14 protein-coding genes are annotated in these 21,507 nt (G+C 73.7%); 7 read left to right on the plus strand and 7 right to left on the minus strand.

The features are described 5' to 3' along the window. Positions 1 to 922: 922 nt before the first annotated feature. The 4 genes from ACZ518_RS21580 (at position 923) to meaB (ending at position 7,400) form a co-directional block, all read left to right on the plus strand. On the plus strand, positions 923 to 2,215 hold the full coding sequence (locus tag ACZ518_RS21580) for an ROK family protein (RefSeq protein WP_469114612.1): 1,293 nt from the start codon (positions 923 to 925) through the stop codon (positions 2,213 to 2,215). 63 nt (positions 2,216 to 2,278) lie between these two features. Further along, positions 2,279 to 4,195: a methylmalonyl-CoA mutase family protein gene (locus ACZ518_RS21585; protein WP_469114613.1), complete on the plus strand. Its 1,917-nt coding sequence runs from the start codon at positions 2,279 to 2,281 to the stop codon at positions 4,193 to 4,195. Next, complete coding sequence (scpA, locus tag ACZ518_RS21590; protein WP_469114614.1) at positions 4,185 to 6,404, plus strand: methylmalonyl-CoA mutase; 2,220 nt, start codon at positions 4,185 to 4,187, stop codon at positions 6,402 to 6,404. Before ACZ518_RS21585 ends, scpA begins: the two co-directional genes overlap by 11 nt. 12 nt (positions 6,405 to 6,416) lie before the next feature. After that, positions 6,417 to 7,400, plus strand: coding sequence for a methylmalonyl Co-A mutase-associated GTPase MeaB (gene meaB / locus ACZ518_RS21595; protein WP_469114615.1), 984 nt, complete (start codon positions 6,417 to 6,419; stop codon positions 7,398 to 7,400). 30 nt (positions 7,401 to 7,430) lie between these two features. On the opposite strand, the gene ACZ518_RS21600 is transcribed toward meaB, so the two are convergent. Next, positions 7,431 to 10,568, minus strand: a complete 3,138-nt coding sequence (locus tag ACZ518_RS21600; protein ID WP_469114616.1) for an NACHT domain-containing protein — start codon at positions 10,566 to 10,568, stop codon at positions 7,431 to 7,433. Between the two features lie 73 nt (positions 10,569 to 10,641). Beyond that, a complete protein-coding gene (locus ACZ518_RS21605) occupies positions 10,642 to 11,643 on the minus strand; it encodes an asparaginase (protein WP_469114617.1) in 1,002 nt (333 codons plus the stop codon). Between the two features lie 114 nt (positions 11,644 to 11,757). Here ACZ518_RS21605 and ACZ518_RS21610 point away from each other — a divergent pair, with 114 nt between their 5' ends. Both ACZ518_RS21610 and ACZ518_RS21615 read left to right on the plus strand, forming a co-directional pair. Beyond that, a complete protein-coding gene (locus ACZ518_RS21610; RefSeq protein ID WP_469114618.1) occupies positions 11,758 to 12,207 on the plus strand; it encodes an Lrp/AsnC family transcriptional regulator in 450 nt (149 codons plus the stop codon). A gap of 133 nt (positions 12,208 to 12,340) precedes the next feature. Further along, positions 12,341 to 14,173 carry an AfsR/SARP family transcriptional regulator gene (locus ACZ518_RS21615; protein WP_469114619.1) on the plus strand — a complete coding sequence of 611 codons (1,833 nt, stop codon included), beginning with the start codon at positions 12,341 to 12,343 and terminating at the stop codon, positions 14,171 to 14,173. Positions 14,174 to 14,207: 34 nt separating this feature from the next. On the opposite strand, the gene ACZ518_RS21620 is transcribed toward ACZ518_RS21615, so the two are convergent. Further along, positions 14,208 to 14,768 (minus strand): hypothetical protein, encoded by a 561-nt coding sequence (locus ACZ518_RS21620; RefSeq protein ID WP_469114620.1) that lies wholly within the window; start codon positions 14,766 to 14,768, stop codon positions 14,208 to 14,210. Between the two features lie 89 nt (positions 14,769 to 14,857). Then, positions 14,858 to 15,646 (minus strand): 4'-phosphopantetheinyl transferase family protein, encoded by a 789-nt coding sequence (locus ACZ518_RS21625; RefSeq protein WP_469114621.1) that lies wholly within the window; start codon positions 15,644 to 15,646, stop codon positions 14,858 to 14,860. Positions 15,647 to 15,864: 218 nt separating this feature from the next. On the opposite strand from ACZ518_RS21625, the gene ACZ518_RS21630 reads away from it, so the two are divergent. After that, the gene (locus ACZ518_RS21630) at positions 15,865 to 16,872 is read left to right on the plus strand and encodes a TauD/TfdA family dioxygenase (protein WP_469114622.1); all 1,008 of its coding nucleotides are present in this window, start codon (positions 15,865 to 15,867) and stop codon (positions 16,870 to 16,872) included. Positions 16,873 to 16,947: 75 nt separating this feature from the next. Here ACZ518_RS21630 and ACZ518_RS21635 read toward each other — a convergent pair whose 3' ends face one another. From ACZ518_RS21635 to ACZ518_RS21645, 3 genes are all read right to left on the minus strand, one after another. Further along, positions 16,948 to 19,509, minus strand: coding sequence for an FtsX-like permease family protein (locus tag ACZ518_RS21635; protein WP_469114623.1), 2,562 nt, complete (start codon positions 19,507 to 19,509; stop codon positions 16,948 to 16,950). Beyond that, positions 19,509 to 20,288: an ABC transporter ATP-binding protein gene (locus ACZ518_RS21640; RefSeq protein WP_405978129.1), complete on the minus strand. Its 780-nt coding sequence runs from the start codon at positions 20,286 to 20,288 to the stop codon at positions 19,509 to 19,511. The genes ACZ518_RS21635 and ACZ518_RS21640 overlap by 1 nt, the downstream gene beginning before the upstream one ends. A gap of 206 nt (positions 20,289 to 20,494) precedes the next feature. After that, positions 20,495 to 21,205, minus strand: coding sequence for a hypothetical protein (locus tag ACZ518_RS21645; RefSeq protein WP_469114624.1), 711 nt, complete (start codon positions 21,203 to 21,205; stop codon positions 20,495 to 20,497). Positions 21,206 to 21,507: the final 302 nt, after the last annotated feature.

The following is a 21,507-nucleotide window of genomic DNA, read 5'->3' on the forward strand; positions in this document are numbered from 1 at the left end:
AACACCTGGCCGGATTTCACGGGGCCGCAACGCCCCCGCCATGTCGCTCCGCGCCGGTGTCCGGCGACCGCTGCGCGGGGCCGTCCCCCACCCGCCCTTCGCCCGTTCCCCGGACTCCGCCCGGCCCCGTTCCGGGGGCTCCGCCCCCACACCCCCGCGCCTCAAACGCCGGCGAGGCCGGCATTGCCGCCCGGAGCCGGAGCCGGCCAGGCCTACAGGGCCGAACCCCCGGGCTCCGCCCCCGACGGGCTGCGGACGCCGAGGCATGGGCAGCGCGTAGCGCTCTGCTGCGCCCCGACGCTTCCCATGCTGTCCTGATCATCCTCTGGTGCGGGTATCAGCCCAAGGCGGTCGCCGGACGCCGGGACGACAGGAGCGCGTAGCGATTCGCTGCGTCTGGAGGCTCCGCAGGCCGCTCTGATCAACCTCTCGTGCGCATAGCCGCACCCCCGGCCCGGAACCCCAACTCCTGAGGGCCCGGATGCCCGGCCGGCCAAGGCGCAGCCCCTCGCCTCATCACTGACGGACCCGCCCCTCCTCTCCTGCCCCGTGACCGTTCCTTTGGGGGCTTCCCGGCAGTCCTTGTCTTTCCGGGGCGGGACGGTCGGTCAAGGGTCGCCGAAGGCGATCACGAAGTGACGCGACCGAAGGGAGCGCCCTTGAAGGACCGGCACGACACGGAAGGACGATGGGACTGACGGGAAACCCCCAAACCCTCCCTGACACCGCCCGAGAGGACACCGCCCCCACCCCACCGGCCCCCCACCGGCCCGCACCCAAGGAGGCGGGTGGGCCACCACCGCCCACCCCCACCCCTCAAAAGAAGACAGCGGGCCCGCACCCCGACCCAACGCGCCGCCCCACTCCACCCCCCCCACCCCCCACACCTCTCCCCCCACCCCCCTCCCGGCATCATCGACGCATGACGAGAATGCCCGGCGACAGCCGGGGCGCCGCCAATGCCGCCGCCGTGTTGCGGACCGTGCTGGACCACGGGCCCGTCGCCCGGAGCGGGATCTCCGCCCTGTGCGGCCTGAGCCCCGCCGCGGTGTCGCGGCAGGCGACCGGGCTGCTGCGGGCCGGGCTGCTGCGCGAGCTGCCCGGCCCCTCACCGCACGCCGGGTCCGGGCGGCCGCGGGTGCCGCTCGACCTGCACACCGGGGCCGTCGGCGGACCGGTCGCCGCCGGGCTGCACATCGGGGTGCCCGCCTCCACCTTCAGCCTCGTCGACCTGCGCGGCCGGACCCTGGCCCGCCGCTCCGTCCCCCACCTCCCCCACCACCCCCACCTCCCCCACCACGCCGGGCGGAACGACCCCGCCCGCATCGCCGCCGAACTCCGCACCTTCCTCCGCGAGTCCGACACCGGCCGCCCCGTCCTCGGCCTCGGCGCAGCACTCGGCGGCTGGGTCCGCCCCGACACCGGGACCGTCGTGCGCCACCCCGCACTCGACTGGCACGACCGCCCCCTCGCCGACGAACTCGGCGCCGCCCTCCAGCTCCCCGTACGGGTCGACAACCACGCCCGGGCCGTCGCCGCGGCCGAGATCCTGTTCGGGCACCCGGCGGCCCGCCGCAGCCTCGTCCACCTGTTCATCGGCAACGTCGTCGACGCCGCGTTCGGCATCGAGGGCACCGTCCACCAGGGCCCGGGCTCCGCCGCCGGCGACGTCGCCCACCTCCCCGTGCCCGGATCCGGCGCCGCCTGCGCCTGCGGCCGTACGGGGTGCCTCCAGGCGGCCGCCTCCGACACCGCGCTCGGCGCCGAGGCCGTGCGGCGGGGCATCGTCCCCGACCCGTCGGTGCCCCTCCTGGCGGACGCCGCGGCCGCGGGGGACCCCCGCGCGGACCGCCTGCTGCGCGAGCGTGCCCGGGACGTCGGACGGGCCGCGGCCCTCCTCCTCGACGTGTTCAACCCGGCGGTCATGGTCGTCACGGAACTCTCCAGCGTCCTGCACGACGCATACCTGGACGAGATCCGCACCGCCGCCCTGGAGCGATCCCGCGTGTGCGACGACCCCGCCCGGATCGTCGCCCCGCACGCCGGCCCGGCCGTACTCCCCCAGGCCGCCGCGACGGTCCTGCTGGCCCCCCTCTTCCGAGACCCGGCGGGCCCCGCCCCAGGCGCTGCCCCGAACCATCGCCCGAAGCCCACCCCACCTCCACCCCACCCCCACCCCACTCCCTCCCCACCCCCCACCCCACAGCTCATCTGAGAGGGCGAGATCACATCCGGTGGTTCTGGTAACCGTCGAGTAGCCACCCCTAGCATTCGAGCCATGACGGTCCTGCCTGACGACGGGCTCTCCCTGGCCGCCGAATTTCCTGATGCGACACATGAGCAGTGGCAACGCCTCGTCGAGGGCGTACTGCGCAAGTCGGGCAAGGAAGTCACCGGCGAGGCAGCGGAAGCAGCACTGTCCACCAAGCTAGAGGACGGGCTCATCACCCGCCCGCTGTACACGGCGCGCCCAGACGCGGACCGCCCCGACGCGGACGGCCCTGTCGCGGGCGGCCTCTCCGCGGACGGCCCGGACACCGGCTTCCCCGGGTTCGCGCCCTTCGTACGGGGCGGCACCCCCGAGGGCAACAGCGCCTCGGGCTGGGACGTGCGCCAGCGCATCGCGGGCAGTGATCCGGTACGGGTCAACGAGGCGGCCCTCGCCGACCTGGAGAACGGCACCACCTCCCTCTGGCTGACCGTCGGCCGGCAGGGCATCGCCGCCGAGGACCTGGGCCGCGCCCTGAAGGACGTCTACCTCGACCTCGCCCCGGTCACCCTCGACGCCGGCGCCGAATACGCCGACGCCGCCCGCGCGTTGCTCGCCCTGTACGCGGAGCGCGAGGTGGCCCCCGACGCCGCCCGCGCCGCGCTCGGCATCGACCCGCTGGGCCACGAGGCCCGCACCGGCGAGGCCCTGGACACCGCTCCCGCCGTCGAGCTGGCCCGCGAGGCGGCCGCGTCCTGGCCGGGCGTGCGCGCTCTGACCGTCGACGCCCTGCCGTACCACGAGGCCGGCGGTTCGGCGGCCGAGGAGCTCGGCCTGTCCCTGGCGACCGGGGTCGCGTACCTGCGCGCCCTGACGGAGGCCGGCCTCGGCACCGAAGCCGCCTTCGGGCAGCTGGAGTTCCGCTACTCCGCGACCGCCGACCAGTTCCTGACCATCGCCAAGCTGCGCGCCGCCCGCCGCCTGTGGGCCCGGATCGCCGAGGCCTGCGGCACCCCGGGGGCGGGCGCCCAGCGCCAGCACGCCGTCACCTCGCCGGTGATGATGACCCGGCGCGACCCGTGGGTGAACATGCTGCGGACCACCGTCGCCTGCATGGCGGCCGGTGTGGGCGGCGCGGACTCCGTCACCGTGCTCCCCTTCGACAGCGAGCTCGGCCTGCCGGACGCCTTCGCGCGCCGCATCGCCCGCAACACCTCGACCGTCCTCCTGGAGGAATCGCACCTGGCCCGGGTGATCGACCCGGCGGGCGGCTCGTACTACGTGGAGCAGCTCACGGACGAACTGGCCCACGCGGCCTGGGAGTTCTTCCAGACCGTCGAGCGCGCCGGCGGCCAGGCCGCCGCGCTGCGCTCCGGGCTGGTCGCCGAGCGGCTCGCGGCCACCTGGGCGGCGCGCTCGAAGAAGCTGGCCACCCGCCGCGAACCGGTCACCGGTGTCAGCGAGTTCCCCCTGCTGTCGGAGAAGCCCCTCGTCCGCGAGGCGGCCCCCGCCGCCCCGTCCGGCGGTCTGCCGCGCGTACGGCGCGACGAGGCGTACGAGGCGCTGCGCGCCCGCAGTGACGCGCACCTGGAGGCCACGGGCACCCGCCCGCGGATCTTCCTCGCCGCCCTCGGCCCGGCCTCCGCGCACACCGCGCGGGCCACCTTCGCCTCGAACCTCTTCCAGGCGGGCGGCATCGAGCCCGTGCACGACCCGGTGTCGGTGGACGCGGCGAGCGCCGCGGAGGCGTACGCGGCGAGCGGCGCGGACGGCGTGGCGGTGCTGTGCTCCGCCGACGCGCTGTACGAGGAGCAGGCCGCGTCGGTGGCCGCGGCCCTGCGCGGGGCCGGCGCGACGACCGTGTTCCTCGCGGGCAAGCCCGGCACCTGCGCCGACGCCGTGGACGAGTACGTGTTCGCCGGCTGCGACGCGGTCGCCGTGCTGTCCTCCGTACTCGACCGGATGGGAGTCCCCCATGGCCAGTGAGCGCCGTGTGAGCAGCATCCCCGATTTCTCCGAGCTCGCCCTCGGCGCGGCGCCGAGCGGCGCCACCGAGGACCAGTGGCGTGCCGCGGTGAAGGAGTCCGCGGGCACCACGCCCGCCGACCTGCTGTGGGAGACGCCCGAGGGCATCGGCGTACAGCCGCTGTACACGGGCCGGGACCTGGAGGGCCTGGACTTCCTCCGGACCTACCCGGGTGTGGCCCCGTACCTGCGCGGCCCGTACCCGACGATGTACGTGAACCAGCCCTGGACGATCCGGCAGTACGCAGGCTTCTCCACGGCCGAGGAGTCCAACGCCTTCTACCGGCGCAACCTGGCGTCCGGCCAGAAGGGCCTGTCGGTGGCCTTCGACCTGCCGACGCACCGCGGCTACGACAGCGACCACCCGCGCGTGACGGGCGACGTCGGCATGGCGGGCGTGGCGATCGACTCGATCTACGACATGCGGCAGCTGTTCGACGGGATCCCCCTCGACAAGATGTCGGTGTCGATGACGATGAACGGCGCGGTGCTGCCGGTCCTCGCGCTCTACATCGTGGCGGCGGAGGAGCAGGGCGTCTCGCCCGACAAGCTCGCCGGGACCATCCAGAACGACATCCTCAAGGAGTTCATGGTCCGCAACACCTACATCTATCCGCCGAAGCCCTCGATGCGGATCATCTCGGACATCTTCTCCTTCACCTCGCAGAAGATGCCGCGCTACAACTCCATCTCGATCTCCGGGTACCACATCCAGGAGGCGGGGGCCACGGCGGACCTGGAGCTCGCGTACACCCTGGCCGACGGCGTGGAGTACCTGCGGGCCGGTCAGGGCGCCGGGCTGGACGTGGACGCCTTCGCGCCGCGCCTGTCGTTCTTCTGGGCGATCGGCATGAACTTCTTCATGGAGGTCGCGAAGCTGCGTGCCGCGCGCCTGCTGTGGGCGAAGCTGGTCAAGCAGTTCGACCCGAAGAACGCCAAGTCCCTCTCGCTGCGCACCCATTCGCAGACCTCGGGCTGGTCGCTGACGGCGCAGGACGTCTTCAACAACGTCACGCGCACGTGCATCGAGGCGATGGCGGCCACCCAGGGCCACACCCAGTCGCTGCACACCAACGCCCTCGACGAGGCCCTCGCGCTGCCGACGGACTTCTCGGCGCGCATCGCCCGCAACACCCAGCTGCTGCTCCAGCAGGAGTCGGGGACCTGCCGGTCGATCGACCCGTGGGGCGGCAGCGCGTACGTGGAGAAGCTGACGTACGACCTGGCGCGCCGGGCGTGGCAGCACATCCAGGAGGTCGAGGCGGCCGGCGGCATGGCGCAGGCCATCGACGCGGGCATCCCGAAGCTGCGCGTGGAGGAGGCCGCCGCCCGTACGCAGGCGCGGATCGACTCCGGTCGGCAGCCGGTGATCGGCGTGAACAAGTACCGGGTGGAGAACGACGAGCAGATCGACGTCCTCGTCGTGGACAACTCCTCGGTGCGCGCCCAGCAGATCGCCAAGCTGCGGCGGCTGCGCGAGGAGCGCGACGAGGCGCGTACGCAGGACACGCTGCGGGCGCTGACGAACGCGGCCGAGCGCGGCGCCGGCCAGGGCCTGGAGGGCAACCTCCTGGCGCTGGCGGTGGACGCGGCGCGGGCCAAGGCGACCGTCGGTGAGATCTCGGACGCACTCGAGAAGGTGTACGGGCGGCACGCGAGCCAGATCCGTACGATCTCGGGTGTGTACCGCACCGAAGCAGGCGAGTCCCCGTCCGTGGAGCGCACCCGTGCGCTCGTCGACCGGTTCGAGGAGGCGGAGGGCCGCCGTCCGCGCATCCTGGTCGCGAAGATGGGCCAGGACGGCCACGACCGCGGCCAGAAGGTCATCGCGACGGCCTTCGCCGACCTGGGCTTCGACGTGGACGTCGGCCCGCTGTTCCAGACCCCCGCGGAGGTGGCCCGCCAGGCCGTCGAGGCGGACGTCCACGTGGTGGGCGTCTCGTCGCTGGCGGCCGGCCACCTGACCCTCGTACCGGCGCTGCGCGAGCAGTTGGCGGAGGAGGGGCGCGAGGACATCATGATCGTGGTGGGCGGTGTGATCCCGCCGGCGGACGTCCCGACGCTGCTGGAGATGGGCGCGACGGCGGTCTTCCCGCCGGGCACGGTCATCCCGGACGCGGCCCACGACCTGGTGACGCGGCTGGCCGCGGACCTGGGCCACGAGCTGTAGGCGGCCGAGCGGATGCCCCCGAAGATCGACATCGACGTGTACGTGAAGGGCGTGCTCGACGGGAAGCGTGCGCACATCGCGCGCGCCATCACCCTCGTCGAGTCCACCCGGGCGGACCACCGCGCCCTGGCCCAGCGGCTGCTGACGGAGCTCCTGCCCCACACGGGCAAGGCGCGCCGGATCGGCATCAGCGGGGTGCCGGGGGTGGGCAAGTCCACCTTCATCGACGCGTTCGGCTCGATGCTGACGGGCCTCGGGCACCGGGTCGCGGTCCTCGCGGTGGACCCCTCGTCCACGCGCACGGGCGGCTCCATCCTGGGTGACAAGACCCGGATGGAGCGGCTCGCGGTCGACCCCGCGGCCTTCGTGCGCCCCTCCCCCTCGGCCGGCACGCTGGGCGGGGTCGCGAAGGCCACGCGCGAGTCGATGATCGTGATGGAGGCGGCGGGCTACGACGTGGTCCTCGTCGAGACGGTCGGCGTGGGCCAGTCGGAGACCACGGTGGCGGGGATGGTGGACTCGTTCCTGCTCCTCTCCCTGGCCCGCACGGGCGACCAGCTCCAGGGCATCAAGAAGGGCGTCCTGGAACTGGCGGACGTCCTCGCGGTGAACAAGGCGGACGGCCCGCACGAGCGCGACGCGAAGGCCGCCGCCCGGGAGCTGTCGGGCGCGCTGCGTCTGATGCACCCGGCGGACGCGGCGTGGACCCCGCCGGTGCTGACGTGCAGCGCGCGGGAGTCGGCGGGCCTGGACGAGGTCTGGAACCGCCTGGAGCAGCACCGTACGGTCCTGGAGACGGGCGGCCGGCTGGCCGCCAAGCGGGCGGCGCAGCAGGTGGAGTGGACCTGGGCGATGGTCCGTGACGAGCTGCTGGAGCGCCTCCGCTCGGACCCGGCCGTACGGGAGCTGGCCCCCGCCCTGGAGGCGGCCGTCCGGGCCGGTACGGTCACCGCGACGTCGGCGGCGGACCGGATCCTGGGGGCGTTCGGGGGCTGAGCCCGTGCCCTGACCGGGCCCGTCGCCGTGTCATGCGGAGGCGGGCCCGTCCGCGTCGTCCGGCTGGGAGTGCTGCTCCCGGAGGCTTGCCAGCTTCACGGAACGCGGCAGCCGGTCGGCACCGCGGATGCGGTCGGGGCTCGTTTCCACGGTGAGCGCCACCAGGCCGGCCAGTCCTGCGAGCGCGGTGACGTCGAGGTCCCCCTCCGCAGTGACGTCGCCGAAGAGCGCGCACCGCTCCAGCCCGGGGAAGAGTGCGGGGATGCGTCGCACGGCCCCCTGGAGCCCCCTCTCCCCGGGCCGGCAGTCGAGGAACAGGTCAGTGAGGGCCGGCAGCGTCGCGTCCGCGGGAAGGGCACCGAACGCCGAGACCTCCAGAATGAGCCTGTCGAGCTCCCGCAACCCCGTGAGCGCCCGCAGGTCGAGATCCGGGGACGCGTCGAAAATGCTGAGCTCCCGGACCTTCAGCCCGCTGAGGGCGGAAAGGTCCTTCAGCTCCGCGCACTGGCTGATGCCGACCTCCGTCAGAGCGGACTGGCCTGCCAGGAAGCCCAGGTCGGAGAGGTCCGCGCCTTGGAACACGATGCGCCTGGGGCTCCGATGGCCGAGGTAGGACGTCAGCGCCTCCGGTGAGACGCCCCTCCTGACGTCCAGTTGGCACACGTCCAGTCCGAGACGGTCGAGCTGGCGGAGGTGATCGTCGGACCTGACGGTGTAGAGGAGGCCGTCCGGGTCCAGGTGTGCGATGACCTGCTCGGCGTAGTCGGCGCTGTCGAACCGGTACCAGCTCCACATGATCTGGGAACGCACCTCGCGGAAGTGGTGCTGGGCGAACTGCGCGAGGAAGGGGATCGCTGCTTCCGAGGTGACGTGCGAGGCCGCGATGACCGTGTGGTACGCGTCCATGTCGCCGAGGTCCGCCGGGCCGGGCAGAAGGCCCAGGATCAGGGGACCGACCTCGGCAAGGGCTCGCGCTTCGTCCTCGTCCTGCGGCGGGATGAGGGTCTCGGTGCGGGCCTCCACCTCCCGTCGCGTCTCGGGGGCGAGCGTGGTGGCGTGCTCCAGGCAGGCCGCTGCCAGGAGGTAGACGCGCGCCTTCACGCGCCGGTCGGTGGAGCGGTCGCCGAGGTCCAGCAGGTCACGGAAGATCGCCACGCGTTCGGCGGGACGCGCGAGGGCGACCGCCATGCGAATGACGTCCTCCCACTGGTCGTCGGCAGCGTGAGCGGTGAGCAGCCCGAAGTCACCGTCCTCGACGGCGGCCCGGGCGCCGAGGAAATCCTGGAAGGTGCGGTGGACGAAGTCCACGGTGCCGGGGGCCGGTTCACGGAGCAGGCCGCTGCGCTGGAGGAAGTGCTCGAACACCACGGGTGCGTCGCCCAGCGCCGCCGCCTCCGGGACGGCGGGGAGAGCGCGGGCGATGATGTCCTCGGCCCGTGAACGGTCCATCTCCGTACGGCCGTTCTTGATCAGCCAGTACGCGAGCCGCTGGAGCAGGTCGAGCTGCGGCTCTTCCCGGAGGTCCGGGAGGCGCATGTCGCGCTCGCGGTCACGGCGGCTGAGCAGCATGGAGAGCGCGGCCTCGTAGAGGTCCCTGCGGCCGTGCGGGAGGAAACCTCGCCGGTCCCGGTGGAGGGCGCAGATCAACCCGCACATCAGCGGGTTGGTGGCGAGCCTGCCGAGATCGGTCTTGAGGCGTACGGCGCTGAGCAGCTGGCTCTCGTACGCCTCCAGCTCGGCGTCCTCGTCCGTGCCCTGGCGGGCTGCCGTGTGCCAGCGCCGGATGAACGTGGCGATCTCGGCCGGGCCCATCGCGGACAGGGTCAGCTCGGTGAATCCCTCCTGGGCCAGCCAGTCCATGCCTACGGCGGAGGGGCGGGAGGTGACGAGCCAGCGGTTGTCGCCTTCGTACAGGTCCATGAGGTCCCGCAGCCAGGCTCGGGTGCGTTCGCGTTCGCGGTCGGGGACCTCGTCGATGCCGTCGATCAGGACCAGGCCGCGTCCGGTGGCGAGGACCCGGTGCGCCCAACCGTCTGGCTGGCTCCCGCCGAGCGGGCAGCCGGCGGCCGTGAGGAAGTCCCGCGGCTCGGGGAGCCGTTCGCCGTGACGGGTCAGCGTGCGCAGGGACAGGACGAAGGGGATGCGGTCCTCCAGGTACGCCATCTGCGGCGGGAGGTCCTGCCGGGCGGCGGAGACGGCCAGCCACTGCACGAGGGTGGTCTTGCCGGATCCGGCCTCGCCGCGCAGCAGGACACGGCGACTGACGGCCAAGGCCTGGTCGGCGCGCTCCGGAGTGAGAACGAAGGGCGTCAGCCGTGCCCCCGAGTACTTCCCGGCGCTGTCGTCGAACGTCTCCTCGATCTGCCGGCGAGCAGCCTCAGGGCTCACCTCCGACGCCTCGAGTGCGGCCAGGAGCGCCTTCGGTACGGCCCGCGCGTATTGCGCGGGGGTGAACCGCACCGCCTCGGCCACCTCCAGGCTCAGGTACGCCGCGTCCAGCGGCCACCGGTTCGGGGTGTTGCCCAGGTCGATGCCGTAGATGGTGAGCTTCGCGTGCCTGCGGGCCACGTACGGGAGGTACAGCTCCTCGAACGCGGCGTCCTCCGCCCCCGGAAGGGGGTCGCGGCGGATGAGTTCGTCCACCTTGGCCGTCAGCTCGGCGATGCCCCGGGTCTGGGACACCAGGGCGTGGGGGACGAAGGTCGAGCGTTGCGTGAAGAAGTTCAGGATGTGCAGGCAGGCGGCGTCGAGCAGGCGCTCGTAGAAGTAGGTGGCGTCCGACGTCAGTTCGCGCTCCGGACGGCCGGCGGCGTCCCGTAGCGCGCGGGCGAACGCGGCGGGGCCCAGCCGGACCGCGTCCACGTCGCTGATCGTGAGGTCGCCGAGGGCGTGCAGCGTGGTGGCGAGGGCGTCGGCGACGGACTGTTGTTCGTCGGCCACGATGGGGCGTTCGCCCGTGCGCAGGGCCCGCCGGACCAGTTTCGCCGCCAGAGCCCGCAGGTCGGACTGTGTCAGGGTGCGCTTCTCGCCGGTGAAGGAGACGTACCCGGAGATCCTGATCGGCTTGTCGACCAGGCCCGCGCCGGGGCCTTCCGTGACGAAGAGCTGCCTGACGAGCGGGCCGATGGCCGCCGAGGCGATCCGCATGCCGATGATCCCGGGCTCCATGTCCGCGTCCCCCCACGACGTCGTGTCCGTTGCGAGGATCCTATGGGGCCCGGAGTCGTGCGCTGCGGAATCCCTACGCGTCGACCAGCACCGGGTCCGGCGTACCCAGGGCCGCGTGCAGGGCCCGGGTGCGGGCGGCCGGGTCGGTGGCGGACAGCAGGGCCGCGAGGACGGCGATGCGGGCCTGGCCGGCGCGGAGCGTGCCGGTGGGGACGGCGCCGGCGGCGACGAGGTCGACCGCGCCACCGTGCGTGTAGATCTCGGTGACCGGGCCGGCGGCGACCCGCGTGGTCAGGGCGACGAGGACGCCCCGGGCGACGGCGGCCCGTACCGCTTCGACGATCTCGGGGGTGGCGTTGCCGGCGCCGGTGCCGATGAGGACGATGCCCTGGGCGCCGGCGTCGACGGCGGCGTTCAGCAGCAGCGGGTCGGCGTCGGAGTGGTGCATGACCATGTCGACGCGCGGCGGCAGCTCCGGCATGGCGGGCAGGGCGAGTGGGGCCGGGCGCTCGGGGTGGCGGAGCACGGCGACCTTGCCGAAGCCGATCTTGCCGAGCAGTTCCTTCGAGGGGTCCGCGAAGGCGTCCAGGGCCACGGCCTGGGTCTTCACGGTGCCGCGGGCGGCGTGGACCCGGCCGGCGAAGGTGATCAGGACGCCCAGCCCGCGCGTGGTCGCGGCGGTGAGGAGGGCGTCGTAGAGGTTGCCGGGGCCGTCGCCGTCGGCGGAGCCCATGGGGAGCTGCGAGCCGGTGAAGACGACGCTGCGCGCGTCGTGGTGGTGCAGGTCGACCAGGAAGGCCGACTCCTCCAGGGTGTCGGTGCCGTGGGTGACGACGATGCCGTCGACGCCGGGGTCGGCGAGGACCTCGTGGACGGTGCGCAGCAGGGTGAGCTGGTGGGCGGTGGTGAGGCGGGGGCTGTTCACGCTGAACAGGTCGACGACGTCGACGCTGACGCCCTCGGGCAGCGGCGCGGTGGCCATGACCTCGCGGCCGTCCGCCTCGGCGGCGAAGCCCGAGCCCATCCACCGGCTGGCTATCGTCCCGCCGGTGCTGATGACGACGATGCGCCCCATGGCCACCCTTCCTTCGTACAGATTTTCTGGAGGGGGCAATGATAGTGAGATCTACGCGCAATGCGATTGCGCGTTTGAGCCGAATCGTAATAAAGGCTGAGCGATAATTGCGTGATGGATGCGATTGACCGTGAAATCTTGCGTGAGCTCCAGCGCGACGGCCGGCTCAGCAACCAGGAGCTCGCCCAGCGCGTGGGCCTGACCCCCTCGCCCTGCATGCGCCGGGTGCGGCAGCTGGAGCAGGACGGGGTGATCCAGGGGTACCGCGCGGTGATCGACCCCGACGCGGTGGGCCGCGGCTTCGAGGTGCTGGTGTCGGTGGAGGTCCGCCGGGACCGGGAGGCCGTCGAGGCCTTCGAGGCGGCCCTCCAGGACATCCCCGACGTGGTGGAGGCCTACCGCCTCTTCGGCAGCCCGGGCTGCCTGCTGCGCATCGCCGTCGCGGACCTGCGCGCGTACGAGCGGCTGTGGATCGAGCGGCTGACGGCGCTCTCCGGGGTCACCGAGGTCAACTCCCAGATCATCATGAAGCGCGTCAAGGACCCCACCGGCCTGCCCGTGTGAGCCGGTGCGACCCTCCCGGCCTGCGGATATCGCCGCGGGCCGGGAGGCGCACGGCGAGCGATAACCCTCCAATAAGGCCCCCGCATAGCTTCTGGAATCCAGAACGGATGCTCACACCAGAAGGGGGTGCCGCATGGACTTCCGGCTGCTCGGGCCGATCGAGGCCAAACGGGGAGGCGGCGCTACGATCCCGCTCTCCGGTTCGAAGGTGCACACGGTGCTCGCCGCGCTGCTGCTGTCCGAGGGGCGCGTGGTCTCCGATGCACGGCTCAGCGCGCTCCTGTGGGGGTGGGACCCGCCGGCCACGGCGAGCGCGCAGATCTACACGTACATGTCGAGGCTGCGCAAGCACCTCGGTGACGAGATCGAGATCGTCCGGCGCCAGCCCGGCTACGTGCTGCGGGCGCCCGGGGCGTGGATCGACCTGACCGAGTTCACCCGGCTCGACCGGCTGGGCCGCGAGGCCCTCGCCGACCGGCGCTTCGAGGAGGCCGGGACGCTGCTGCGCGACGCGCTGGACCTGTGGCGGGGCACCGCGCTGGCCAACGCGACCGAGCAGATGATCGAGGCGGAGCTGCCCCCGCTGGAAGAGGCGCGGATGATCGCGCTGGAGAGCCGGATCGAGGCCGACCTCGCCGTCGGACGGCACGAGCAGGTGACCGCCGAGCTGACCGGGCTGGTCGCCGAGCACCCCGTACGGGAGCGCCTGCGCGCGCAGCTGATGACGGCCCTGTACCGCTGCGGGCGGCAGGCCGACGCGCTGCACACCTACTACGAGGGGCGCGCGGTCCTGGCCGACCAGCTGGGCGTGGACCCCGGCGAGGCGCTGGGCTCCACCTACCAGGCGGTGCTCGGCGGCGGACTGGGCCTGGCCTCGGCCGCACCCCCGGCGTCCGCCGCGGACGGCGCTCCGGCGGCCCCGGCGACGCCCGCGGGGCGGCTCGCGCCCTCGACGCTGCCGGCACCCTACGGGGAGTTCACCGGCCGCGGGGCCGAACTGGCCGCGCTGCGCGAGCGGTTGACCCGCGAGGACGGCCGCCCGCGGCGGCTGCTGATCACCGGCATGGCCGGGGTGGGCAAGACGGCGCTCGCGGTGCGCGCGGCACAGGACTGCGCCGCGCGGTTCCCGGACGGGCAGCTGTACGTGGAGCTCTGCCACCCGGACGGCGCCCCGAAGGAGCCCGCCGAGGTGCTGGTGCGGCTGCTTCGCGCCCTCGGGGAGCCCCCGCCGGCCGCCGCCGCGCAGGATCTGGAGGAGCTGGTGCGGCTGTACCGGACCCGGACCTCGGGCGCCCGGCTGCTGCTGTTGCTGGACGGGGCGGTGGGCGACCGGCAGGTGGCGCCGCTGCTGCCGGGCGGCCCGGAGGCGGCGGTGCTGATCACCAGTCAGGCCCGGCTGGCCCGGGTGGCGGGCGCGGACACCACCGCGCTGGCCCCGGTCGACGACGACGAGGCGATGGAGCTGCTGGCCTCGCTGGTCGGCCGGGACCGGCTGGAGGCGGATCCGGACGCGGCCGACGACCTGGTCGCGTACTGCGCGGGGCTGCCGCTGGCCCTGTCGGTGACCGGGGCCCGGCTCGCGGCGCGGCCGCACTGGCCGGTGGCCCGGCTGGCGGCCCGGCTGGCCGATCCGGACGGCCGGCTGGCCGAGCTGGCGTACGGGGACGTGAGCGTGCGCGAGGCGCTGGTGCACTGCGTACGCCGGGTGGGCGGCCCGGAGCTGGCCACGCTGACCGGGCTCGCCGACTGGGACGGGGAGCCGTTCTCCGCCCAGTACGCGGCGCTGGTGCTGGGCTCGGCGGAGGAGGAGGCGGAGTCGGCCCTGGACGCCCTGGTGGACGGCGCTCTGATGGAGCTGTCCGGGCTGGACGCCCAGGGCAGGCCGCTGTACCGGTGCAACGACCTGGTGCGGCTGCTGGCGGCCTCGCTGACCACGCGTGACGCCTTCCCCTCCGCGGTGCGGTGAGCGTGCGGCGGGCCGGGCACCTACGGAGCGGCGCTCACCAGGAGCTGTGGGAGCGCGGCTGGAAGGTGCCGGCCGGCCGCAGGGCGGGCTCGATGGTCTCCCGGACGATCGTCCACACGTCGCCGACGACCCGCTCGCGCGGCGGGCGCGGCGACTGGGAGAGGGCGCCGGCGGCGATGGCCCAGGCGGAGGCGACGGCCGCGGTGGCCCGGACCTCGGCGGAGGGCTTCGCCGCCTTGGCCCGGGCCCGGCCCACGTCGATGCGGAACGCGAGCTCGGCGGCCTGGCCCAGCTGGACCTCGCGGATGAGCCGGGTGACGGGGAGCGCGAAGACGGCGGGCGAGAGCGGGTGTTCGTAGACCCGGCGGACCCAGGTGGAGAAGCGCAGCCGCTCCCGCTCCTCCCAGCCGCCGCGCGCGGCCGGGCCCGGGTCGTCCTGCTCGACGGCCTCCGCGATCTGGGTGAAGTAGGCGTCCAGGTCCTCGGCGGTCAGGCCCAGCAGCCGGGTGCCGGCCGGGGCTTGGGAGGCCGGGTGCCCGTGGACGGGGTGGGCGGCGATCAGCTCTTCCGCGGGGAAGAAGGACTCGATGGTCATGGCTCTGCGGGCCTTTCGCTGAGGCGGTACCGGGGCGGAGTGCGTGGCGGGTGCGGATGCGGATGCGGATGCGGATGCGGTGCGCGGGTTCAGTGGGCGGCCGGCCGGTCGGTGTGGTGGTGGACCGGACCGTGCGCGGCGGGTCCCGCCGGCCGGGCCAGTGCCACCGCGACGCCGTCGAACACCCGGAGGTCCTCGACGGTCCAGGCGCTGGTCCGGCCGCGGTGGGTGTGGGTGATCCGGACCGGTCCGGTGCGGGCCGGATGGGTTTCCAGCAGGCCGAGTTCGACGCCGGACAGGCCGAGGCCGGTGGCCTTGACCACGGCCTCCTTCCGGGTCCAGATCCGGTGGAAGGCCGCGTCCCGCCCGGGGCCGGGCGGCAGGGCGGCCAGGTGGTCGCGCTCGCCGGGGGTCAGGTCCGGGTCGGTGGTCGCCGAGCGGCGCATGGGGCGCAGGGCCTCGGCGTCGATGCCGATCGCGGTGCCCGCGCCGAGCACGAAGACCCCGCAGCCGTTCGTCCGGCTCATGCTGAGGGCGAGCGGCACCGGCGGGACGACCAGCCGGGGCGGACCGTGGCTGCCGTCCCCGCAGCCGGGACAGTTGTCCCGGCCGAGGGCGATGTCCCGGGGTTCGAGGTGGAACAGTTCGCCGAGTGCCCGGCGGGCGGCGGCGCGGGAGCGGACGAAGGCCGCGGCGTCGCGTTCCGCGGGCAGCGACAGTGCCCGCCGGAACTCCTCGGTGTCCAGCAGCGGCAGATCGGCCGGATCGGTGTTCTCGGGCGGACGCCACCACCAGACGTGGGCCTCACCCTGGGCGCCCAGGGCGCCGGCCGCGGCGATCGCCGCGCCGTGGGCGGGGTCCTCTTCCCTCCATGCCATGAAATCCTCCCTTCTTCTCCCCCGTCGAACGGTGCGGGACTTGCGGCCGACCGGCGGATTCACCGGGGACAAAGCCGCCCCATAAGCATTCGGCGGGCAACTATTTGCCGCCTATACCTATTTCCGCTGCCCGTTCGGGAGTGTTTTCCATAGGAATGCGATAGGACACGTCCGGAAACTGACTCGGGTCAAGGCTCATCTACCCCGAGGAATTTTTCATGCCAAGGACGCGAGAGCACACCCTTACCCTTCCCGTGACCGGTACGACACCGGACGCGGTCACCCTCACGGATGCCGAGCGCGACGAGCTGATCGCCCTGGCCGCCGACGTGCTGGCGGCCGGCCCGGCGCTGATCGACGAGCCGGCCTGGCTGGACACCGTCCGGGACGCCTCGGCGATGCTGCCCCGCCGGATCCTCTCCGAGCTGCGCCGCTTCCGCCACGACGCCGGCCCGGACGCGGTGCTGCTGCTGCGCAACGTGCCGGTGGTGGCGAACGACCCGCTGCCGGAGACGCCGGGCGTGCCGGGTTCCGTGGAGCGGGTGCCGGCCGTGGCGTCGGCCCTGGTCACGGCGGCGATGCTGCAGCTCGGCGAGGTCATCGCGTATCGCAGCGAGAAGACCGGCGCCCTGGTGCAGAACGTCGTGCCGGTGCCGGGGAGCGAGAATTCCCAGAGCAATGCGGGATCGGTTCTGCTGGAACTCCACGTCGAGAACGCCTTCCACGACAACAAGCCCGACTACGTGGGGCTGCTCTGCGTGCGCGAGGATTCGACGGGCGACGCGAAACTGTGCACGTCCTCGATACGGCGGGCGCTTCCGCTGCTTTCCGAGCGCACGGCCGCGGTACTGGCCGCGCCCCGGTTCCTCACCGAGCCGCCGCCGTCCTTCGGCGACCTGAATTCCGTCACGCCGGCGCACCCCATCCTGGTCGGGGACCCCGAGGACCCGAACATCCTGGTGGACTTCGCCGCGACGCACCCGCTGGACGACGGGGCCGCGGCCGCCATGGCCGAGCTGCGCGAGGCGCTCATGCGGACGATGTCGGCGCTGGCGCTGCGGGTCGGCGACCTCGCCGTGGTGGACAACCGGCTCGCCGTGCACGGCAGGACCTCCTTCACCCCTCGCTACGACGGCCAGGACCGCTGGCTGCACCGGGTGTACGCGCACCTGGACCACCGGCGCAGCCGGGTGGACCGCAAGGGCGGCGGGGCGGTGCTCAACTGAGGACCGGACCGCACGCACCGACGGCCGGAGGGCCGGCCCCCACGAGGGGGGCCGGCCCTCCGGCCGTCGGGCCCGCTACTGGCGCGAGCCGATGACGTCCGCGGGGCGGCCCGCCAGGGCGAGACGGCCCGGGACCAGCGTGGCCAGGACGGTGAGCACCGCCGCGAAGCCCAGCACCCCGAGGTACATCCAGGGATCGATGGACGGGGACGCGGAGCCCGTCATCCCGACGCTGAAGGCGGTGAGCACCGCGAAGGCGATGCCGGTGCCCAGCACGGCGGAGATGAGGACCACCAGGGCGGACTCGATCCGGAGCATGCCCATCACCTGCCGGCGGGTGGTGCCGACGAGCTGGAGCAGGGCGAACTCGCGGATCCGGTCGGAGACCGACATGGCCAGGGTGTTGACCACGGCGATCGCGGTGAAGGCGATGATCAGGCCCATCGCCACGTAGTTGACCTCGGCGTTGGACTGCTGGACCTCGGCCTGCAGGTCCTCGACCTGGCCGCGGTCGAGGACACCGACGCCGGGCAGGGCTCCGACGGCCTTCTGCAGCTCGGCGCGGCCGGGCTCGCCCTCGCCGGCGGTCTTGACCAGCAGCGAGGAGGCGAGCGGGTTGTCGACGTGCTTGACGACCAGTTCGTGGGACATCGTCAGGTCGCCGAAGCCGAGCCCGCGGTCGTAGACGGCCGCGACGGTCAGCTCGGTCTCGGTACCGTCGCCGAGGGTCAGCTTCAGCTTGTCCCCCGGCTTCTTGCCCAGGTTGTCGGCGGCGACGTCGCTGAGGGCGACGGACTGCGGTCCGAAGCCGTCCAGGGTGCCGGCGCTGACGCCCGGGTCCCAGGTCTGGGTCAGACCCTGCGTGGACACGCCCTGTGCCGGGTACTTCTCCAGGCCGACGCGCACGGAGGTGCGTACGACCTCGGTCACCGCCGACACTCCGGGGACCCTGCGGAGGCTGTCCGCGGCCTGCGCGGGCACACCGGGGCCGGCCGAGCCGACGACCCAGTCGGCCTTGTTGCCGGCCTTGGCCTGGGCGGTGGCCGCCGCGCCCATCGTGGTTTGGACGAAGAACACCGTGCAGGCCATGCCGATCAGCAGCGCCAGCGGGGTGACCGCGGCGGACAGCCGCTTGGTGTTGGCGCGGGCGTTGGCGGTGGCCAGGTAGCCGCCGACCCGGGAGGCCTTGAGCGGGACCCCGAGGACGGCGACCGCGATCCGGGCGATCAGCGGGCCGAGCAGTGACACCGCCACCGCGAGGACCACGACCGACAGGAAGGTCACCGGGGTGGACGCCGGCTCGCTGCGCAGCGCCGAGAGGACCGCGAGCAGGACGACGCCGCCGGCCAGGAACGCGGCGCCGGCGCCGAGCCGGCCCCAGGCGAAGTTCCGCTGTTCCATGGCCGCCTCGGACAGGGCCTCGGCGGGGCGGATGCGGGCGGTGCGGCGGGCCGAGATCCGTGCGGCCGCCCAGGCACCCAGCAGGGCCGCGCCGATCGCCGCGAAGAACGGGAAGACGCTGAAGGTGACTTCGAGCGTGTCGGGGATCGCCTTGAAGCCGACGAACTTGCCGTGCAGCCAGTAGGCGATGGGCAGGCCGGTGACCGAGCCGAGCACACCGGCGAGGGCGCCGACGATCAGCGCCTCGCGGCCGATGAGCTGGCGGACCTGCTTGGGCGTCGCCGCGATGGCGCGCAGCAGGGCCAGTTCGCGGTAGCGCTGCTGGATGGACAGGGCGAAGGTGCCGACGACCACGAGGATCGCGACGAGCAGCGAGGTGCCGCCGATGGCGCCGCCCATGGAGACCAGCTTGATCCGGGCCTTGGCCGCGTCGAGGAACTCCACCGGGCCGCGCTCGCCGCCGGTCACCACCTGGGCGGTGGTGCCGTCGAGCGCCTTCTTCACCTGCGCGGCGAGGTCCGCGGTGGACACGCCGGGCTTGGCCAGCACGCCGACCACCGCGACCTGTCCGGCGCGGCCCGAGAGCCGCTCGGCCTCGGCGTCCGAGAAGAACAGCGAGGACTGCTGCTCCAGGTCGCCTCCGGCGGGGGCGGCGATACCGCTGACGCGGTACTTGCGCGGGGAGCCGGTGGCCTGGACGGTCAGCTCGGTGCCGGGCTTGATGCCGGCCCGGCGGGCGAGTTCGCGGTCGACGACGACCTCGTCGGCGCCGGCCGGGGCGGCGCCCTCGGACAGGGTGAAGGGGGTCAGGGCCGCGGAGGTCCAGGAGTGGCCGTAGGAGGGCTTCCCGTCGACGCCCTGGACGACCTGCCCCTTGGGGCTGACCGCGTACGCCGGGAAGGTGACCTCGGGGAGCGCGGCCTTGACGCCCGGCAGCGAACCGAGGGTGGTGGCGGTGTCGGCGGGCAGCCAGACCCGCTCGCCGAGCGGCTTCTCCTTCTCCTTGGTCTTGGTCTTGTCTCCCTTGTTCTTGACGGTGACCTGGTGGACGTTCTGGTCACCGCCGACGATCACCGGGGCACCGGCGTAGCGCTCGGTGCCGATCTCTCCTCTTAAACCCGTCTCCAGGAGGATGCCGCAGGCCGTGACGAGCGCGGCCGCGCAGAAGAGTGCGAGGAAGGCCCCGATGAAGCCGCCCTTGCGGGCGCGCAGGGTCTGCAGGGCATAGCGCAGCATCAGGCCCACGCTCCCAGGTGGGTCATGCGGTCGGCGACGCGGTCGGCGGTGGGGGCGTGCATCCGGTCGGCGATGCGGCCGTCGGCGAGGAAGAGGACGGTGTCGGCGTAGGAGGCGGCGACCGGGTCATGGGTGACCATGACCACGGTCTGGCCGGTCTCGTCGACGCAGGACCGCAGCAGGGAGAGGATCTCCTTGGCGGTCACCGTGTCGAGGGCGCCGGTGGGCTCGTCGCCGAAGATGACGTCGGGGCGGGTGATCAGGGCGCGGGCGATCGCCACGCGCTGCTGCTGGCCGCCGGAGAGTTCGGCGGGCCGGTGGGTGGCGCGGCCGCCCAGGCCCACGCGGGTCAGGATCTCCTCCAGCCAGACCGGGTCGAGGCGTTCGCCGGCCAGGCGCAGCGGAAGCTCCACGTTCTGGCGTACCGACAGGGCCGGGATGAGGTTGAAGGCCTGGAAGACGAAGCCGATGCGCTCGCGGCGCAGCTTGGTCAGCTGGGTCTCGTTCATCCCCCCGAGTTCGGTGTCGCCGATGTAGGCCTTGCCGCTGGACGGCTTGTCGAGGCCGGCCGCGCAGTGCAGGAAGGTCGACTTTCCGGAACCGGAGGGTCCCATGACGGCCGTGAACGAGCCGCGTTCGATGCCGACCGAGACTCCGTCCAGGGCGCGCACGCCGCGCCCGCTCTTTCCGTACTCCTTCACGACCCCGTCCAGGCGCAGCGCGAACCCGGGGGATCCGGTGCTGCTCTGCCCACGGAGGCTGTTCGTCTGGGTCCGCATGCGCGACCAGTCCTTCCCATGCGTTTGAGGGGGGTTTGTCAGCAGCCCCATCCGCCCAAGTCGGCGGATGCAACACGCCGATCCTTGAGGGCGGGTCTATATTCCCTCTACGCGAGAAGGCCCCGGGCGCGCCTTTCCGGCCGGGGGCGGTGCCCTCCGGCCGGAAAGGTGCGCTCCGGGGCCGTTCGGTCGGCGGGGAGGGGCGGTCAGCGGGGGCGGCGGCCGCGGGTGATGCGGTACGCGAGGGCGGCGAGGGTGGCTGCGGCGCACAGGGCGTAGCAGGCGACGACCCAGCCGGCGGGGGTGCGGCCGGCACCGAGTCCGTGGACGAGGCCGGCGGCCCAGCCCGCGTACGCGAGACCGTGCAGGAGGCGGAAGGGGCGGATCCAGCGGCGGGTGGCGAAGACGCCCCGCCACAGGCCGGTGAGCAGGGCGAGCACGAAGAGCTGGGCGGCCAGGGTGCCGAGGTCGACCAGGAGGTCCCCGCTCCCCCAGCCGAGTACGGCGTCGGCCGCGGCGATCTTCTCACCGGCGACCTTGACGCCGATGTGGACGAGCAGGAAGCCGACTCCGGCGAGGCCGGCCGCACGGTGCAGGAGCTGGGCGAACTGCCGCTGGGCCTGGGTGAGTACGTCGCGGAAGACGGTGGCGAGGCCGAGCATCACGGAGCCGGAGAGCGCGACGAGCGCGAAGACGCCGGCCATCCGGTCCAGGAACTCCTGGACGGCGCCGCCGGCGAGGGGGCCCGCGCACAGCAGCAGGGCGACGACGAGCAGCCCGCCGGTGACGGCCGCGGCCCCGGGGGCGGGGGTGTGCGGGGGCCCTGGCCGGGCGGGGGCGGGGGCGGGCGCGGGGGCCGCCGCGGCGGGCGCGGCGGCGGGGGCCGGGTCGGCGGTGCGGGTGGCGGACTGGGCCATGGGGAGCTCCGGGAAGGGGTCGGTCCTCCGTGCGGGGAGGTCGGCCGGACCGGGCCCGGCCCCCCACGGGGGAGGATCCGGACCCGGAGCCTGATGGTGGAACACGCGCCCCGGCGGGACACGGGCCGGCGGGAGGCCGGCACCGGCAGGGAGCCGGCACCGGCAGGAGGCCGGGCCACGGCCGGGGGCCGGTGCCGGGACCGGCGGGAGGCCGGGACCGGCGGGAGGCCGGGACCGGCAGGGAGCCAGCACCGGCAGGAGGCCGGGCCACGGCCGGGGGCCGGTGCCGGGACCGGCGGGAG

The organism is Streptomyces sp. NPDC033966 (assembly GCF_055575955.1).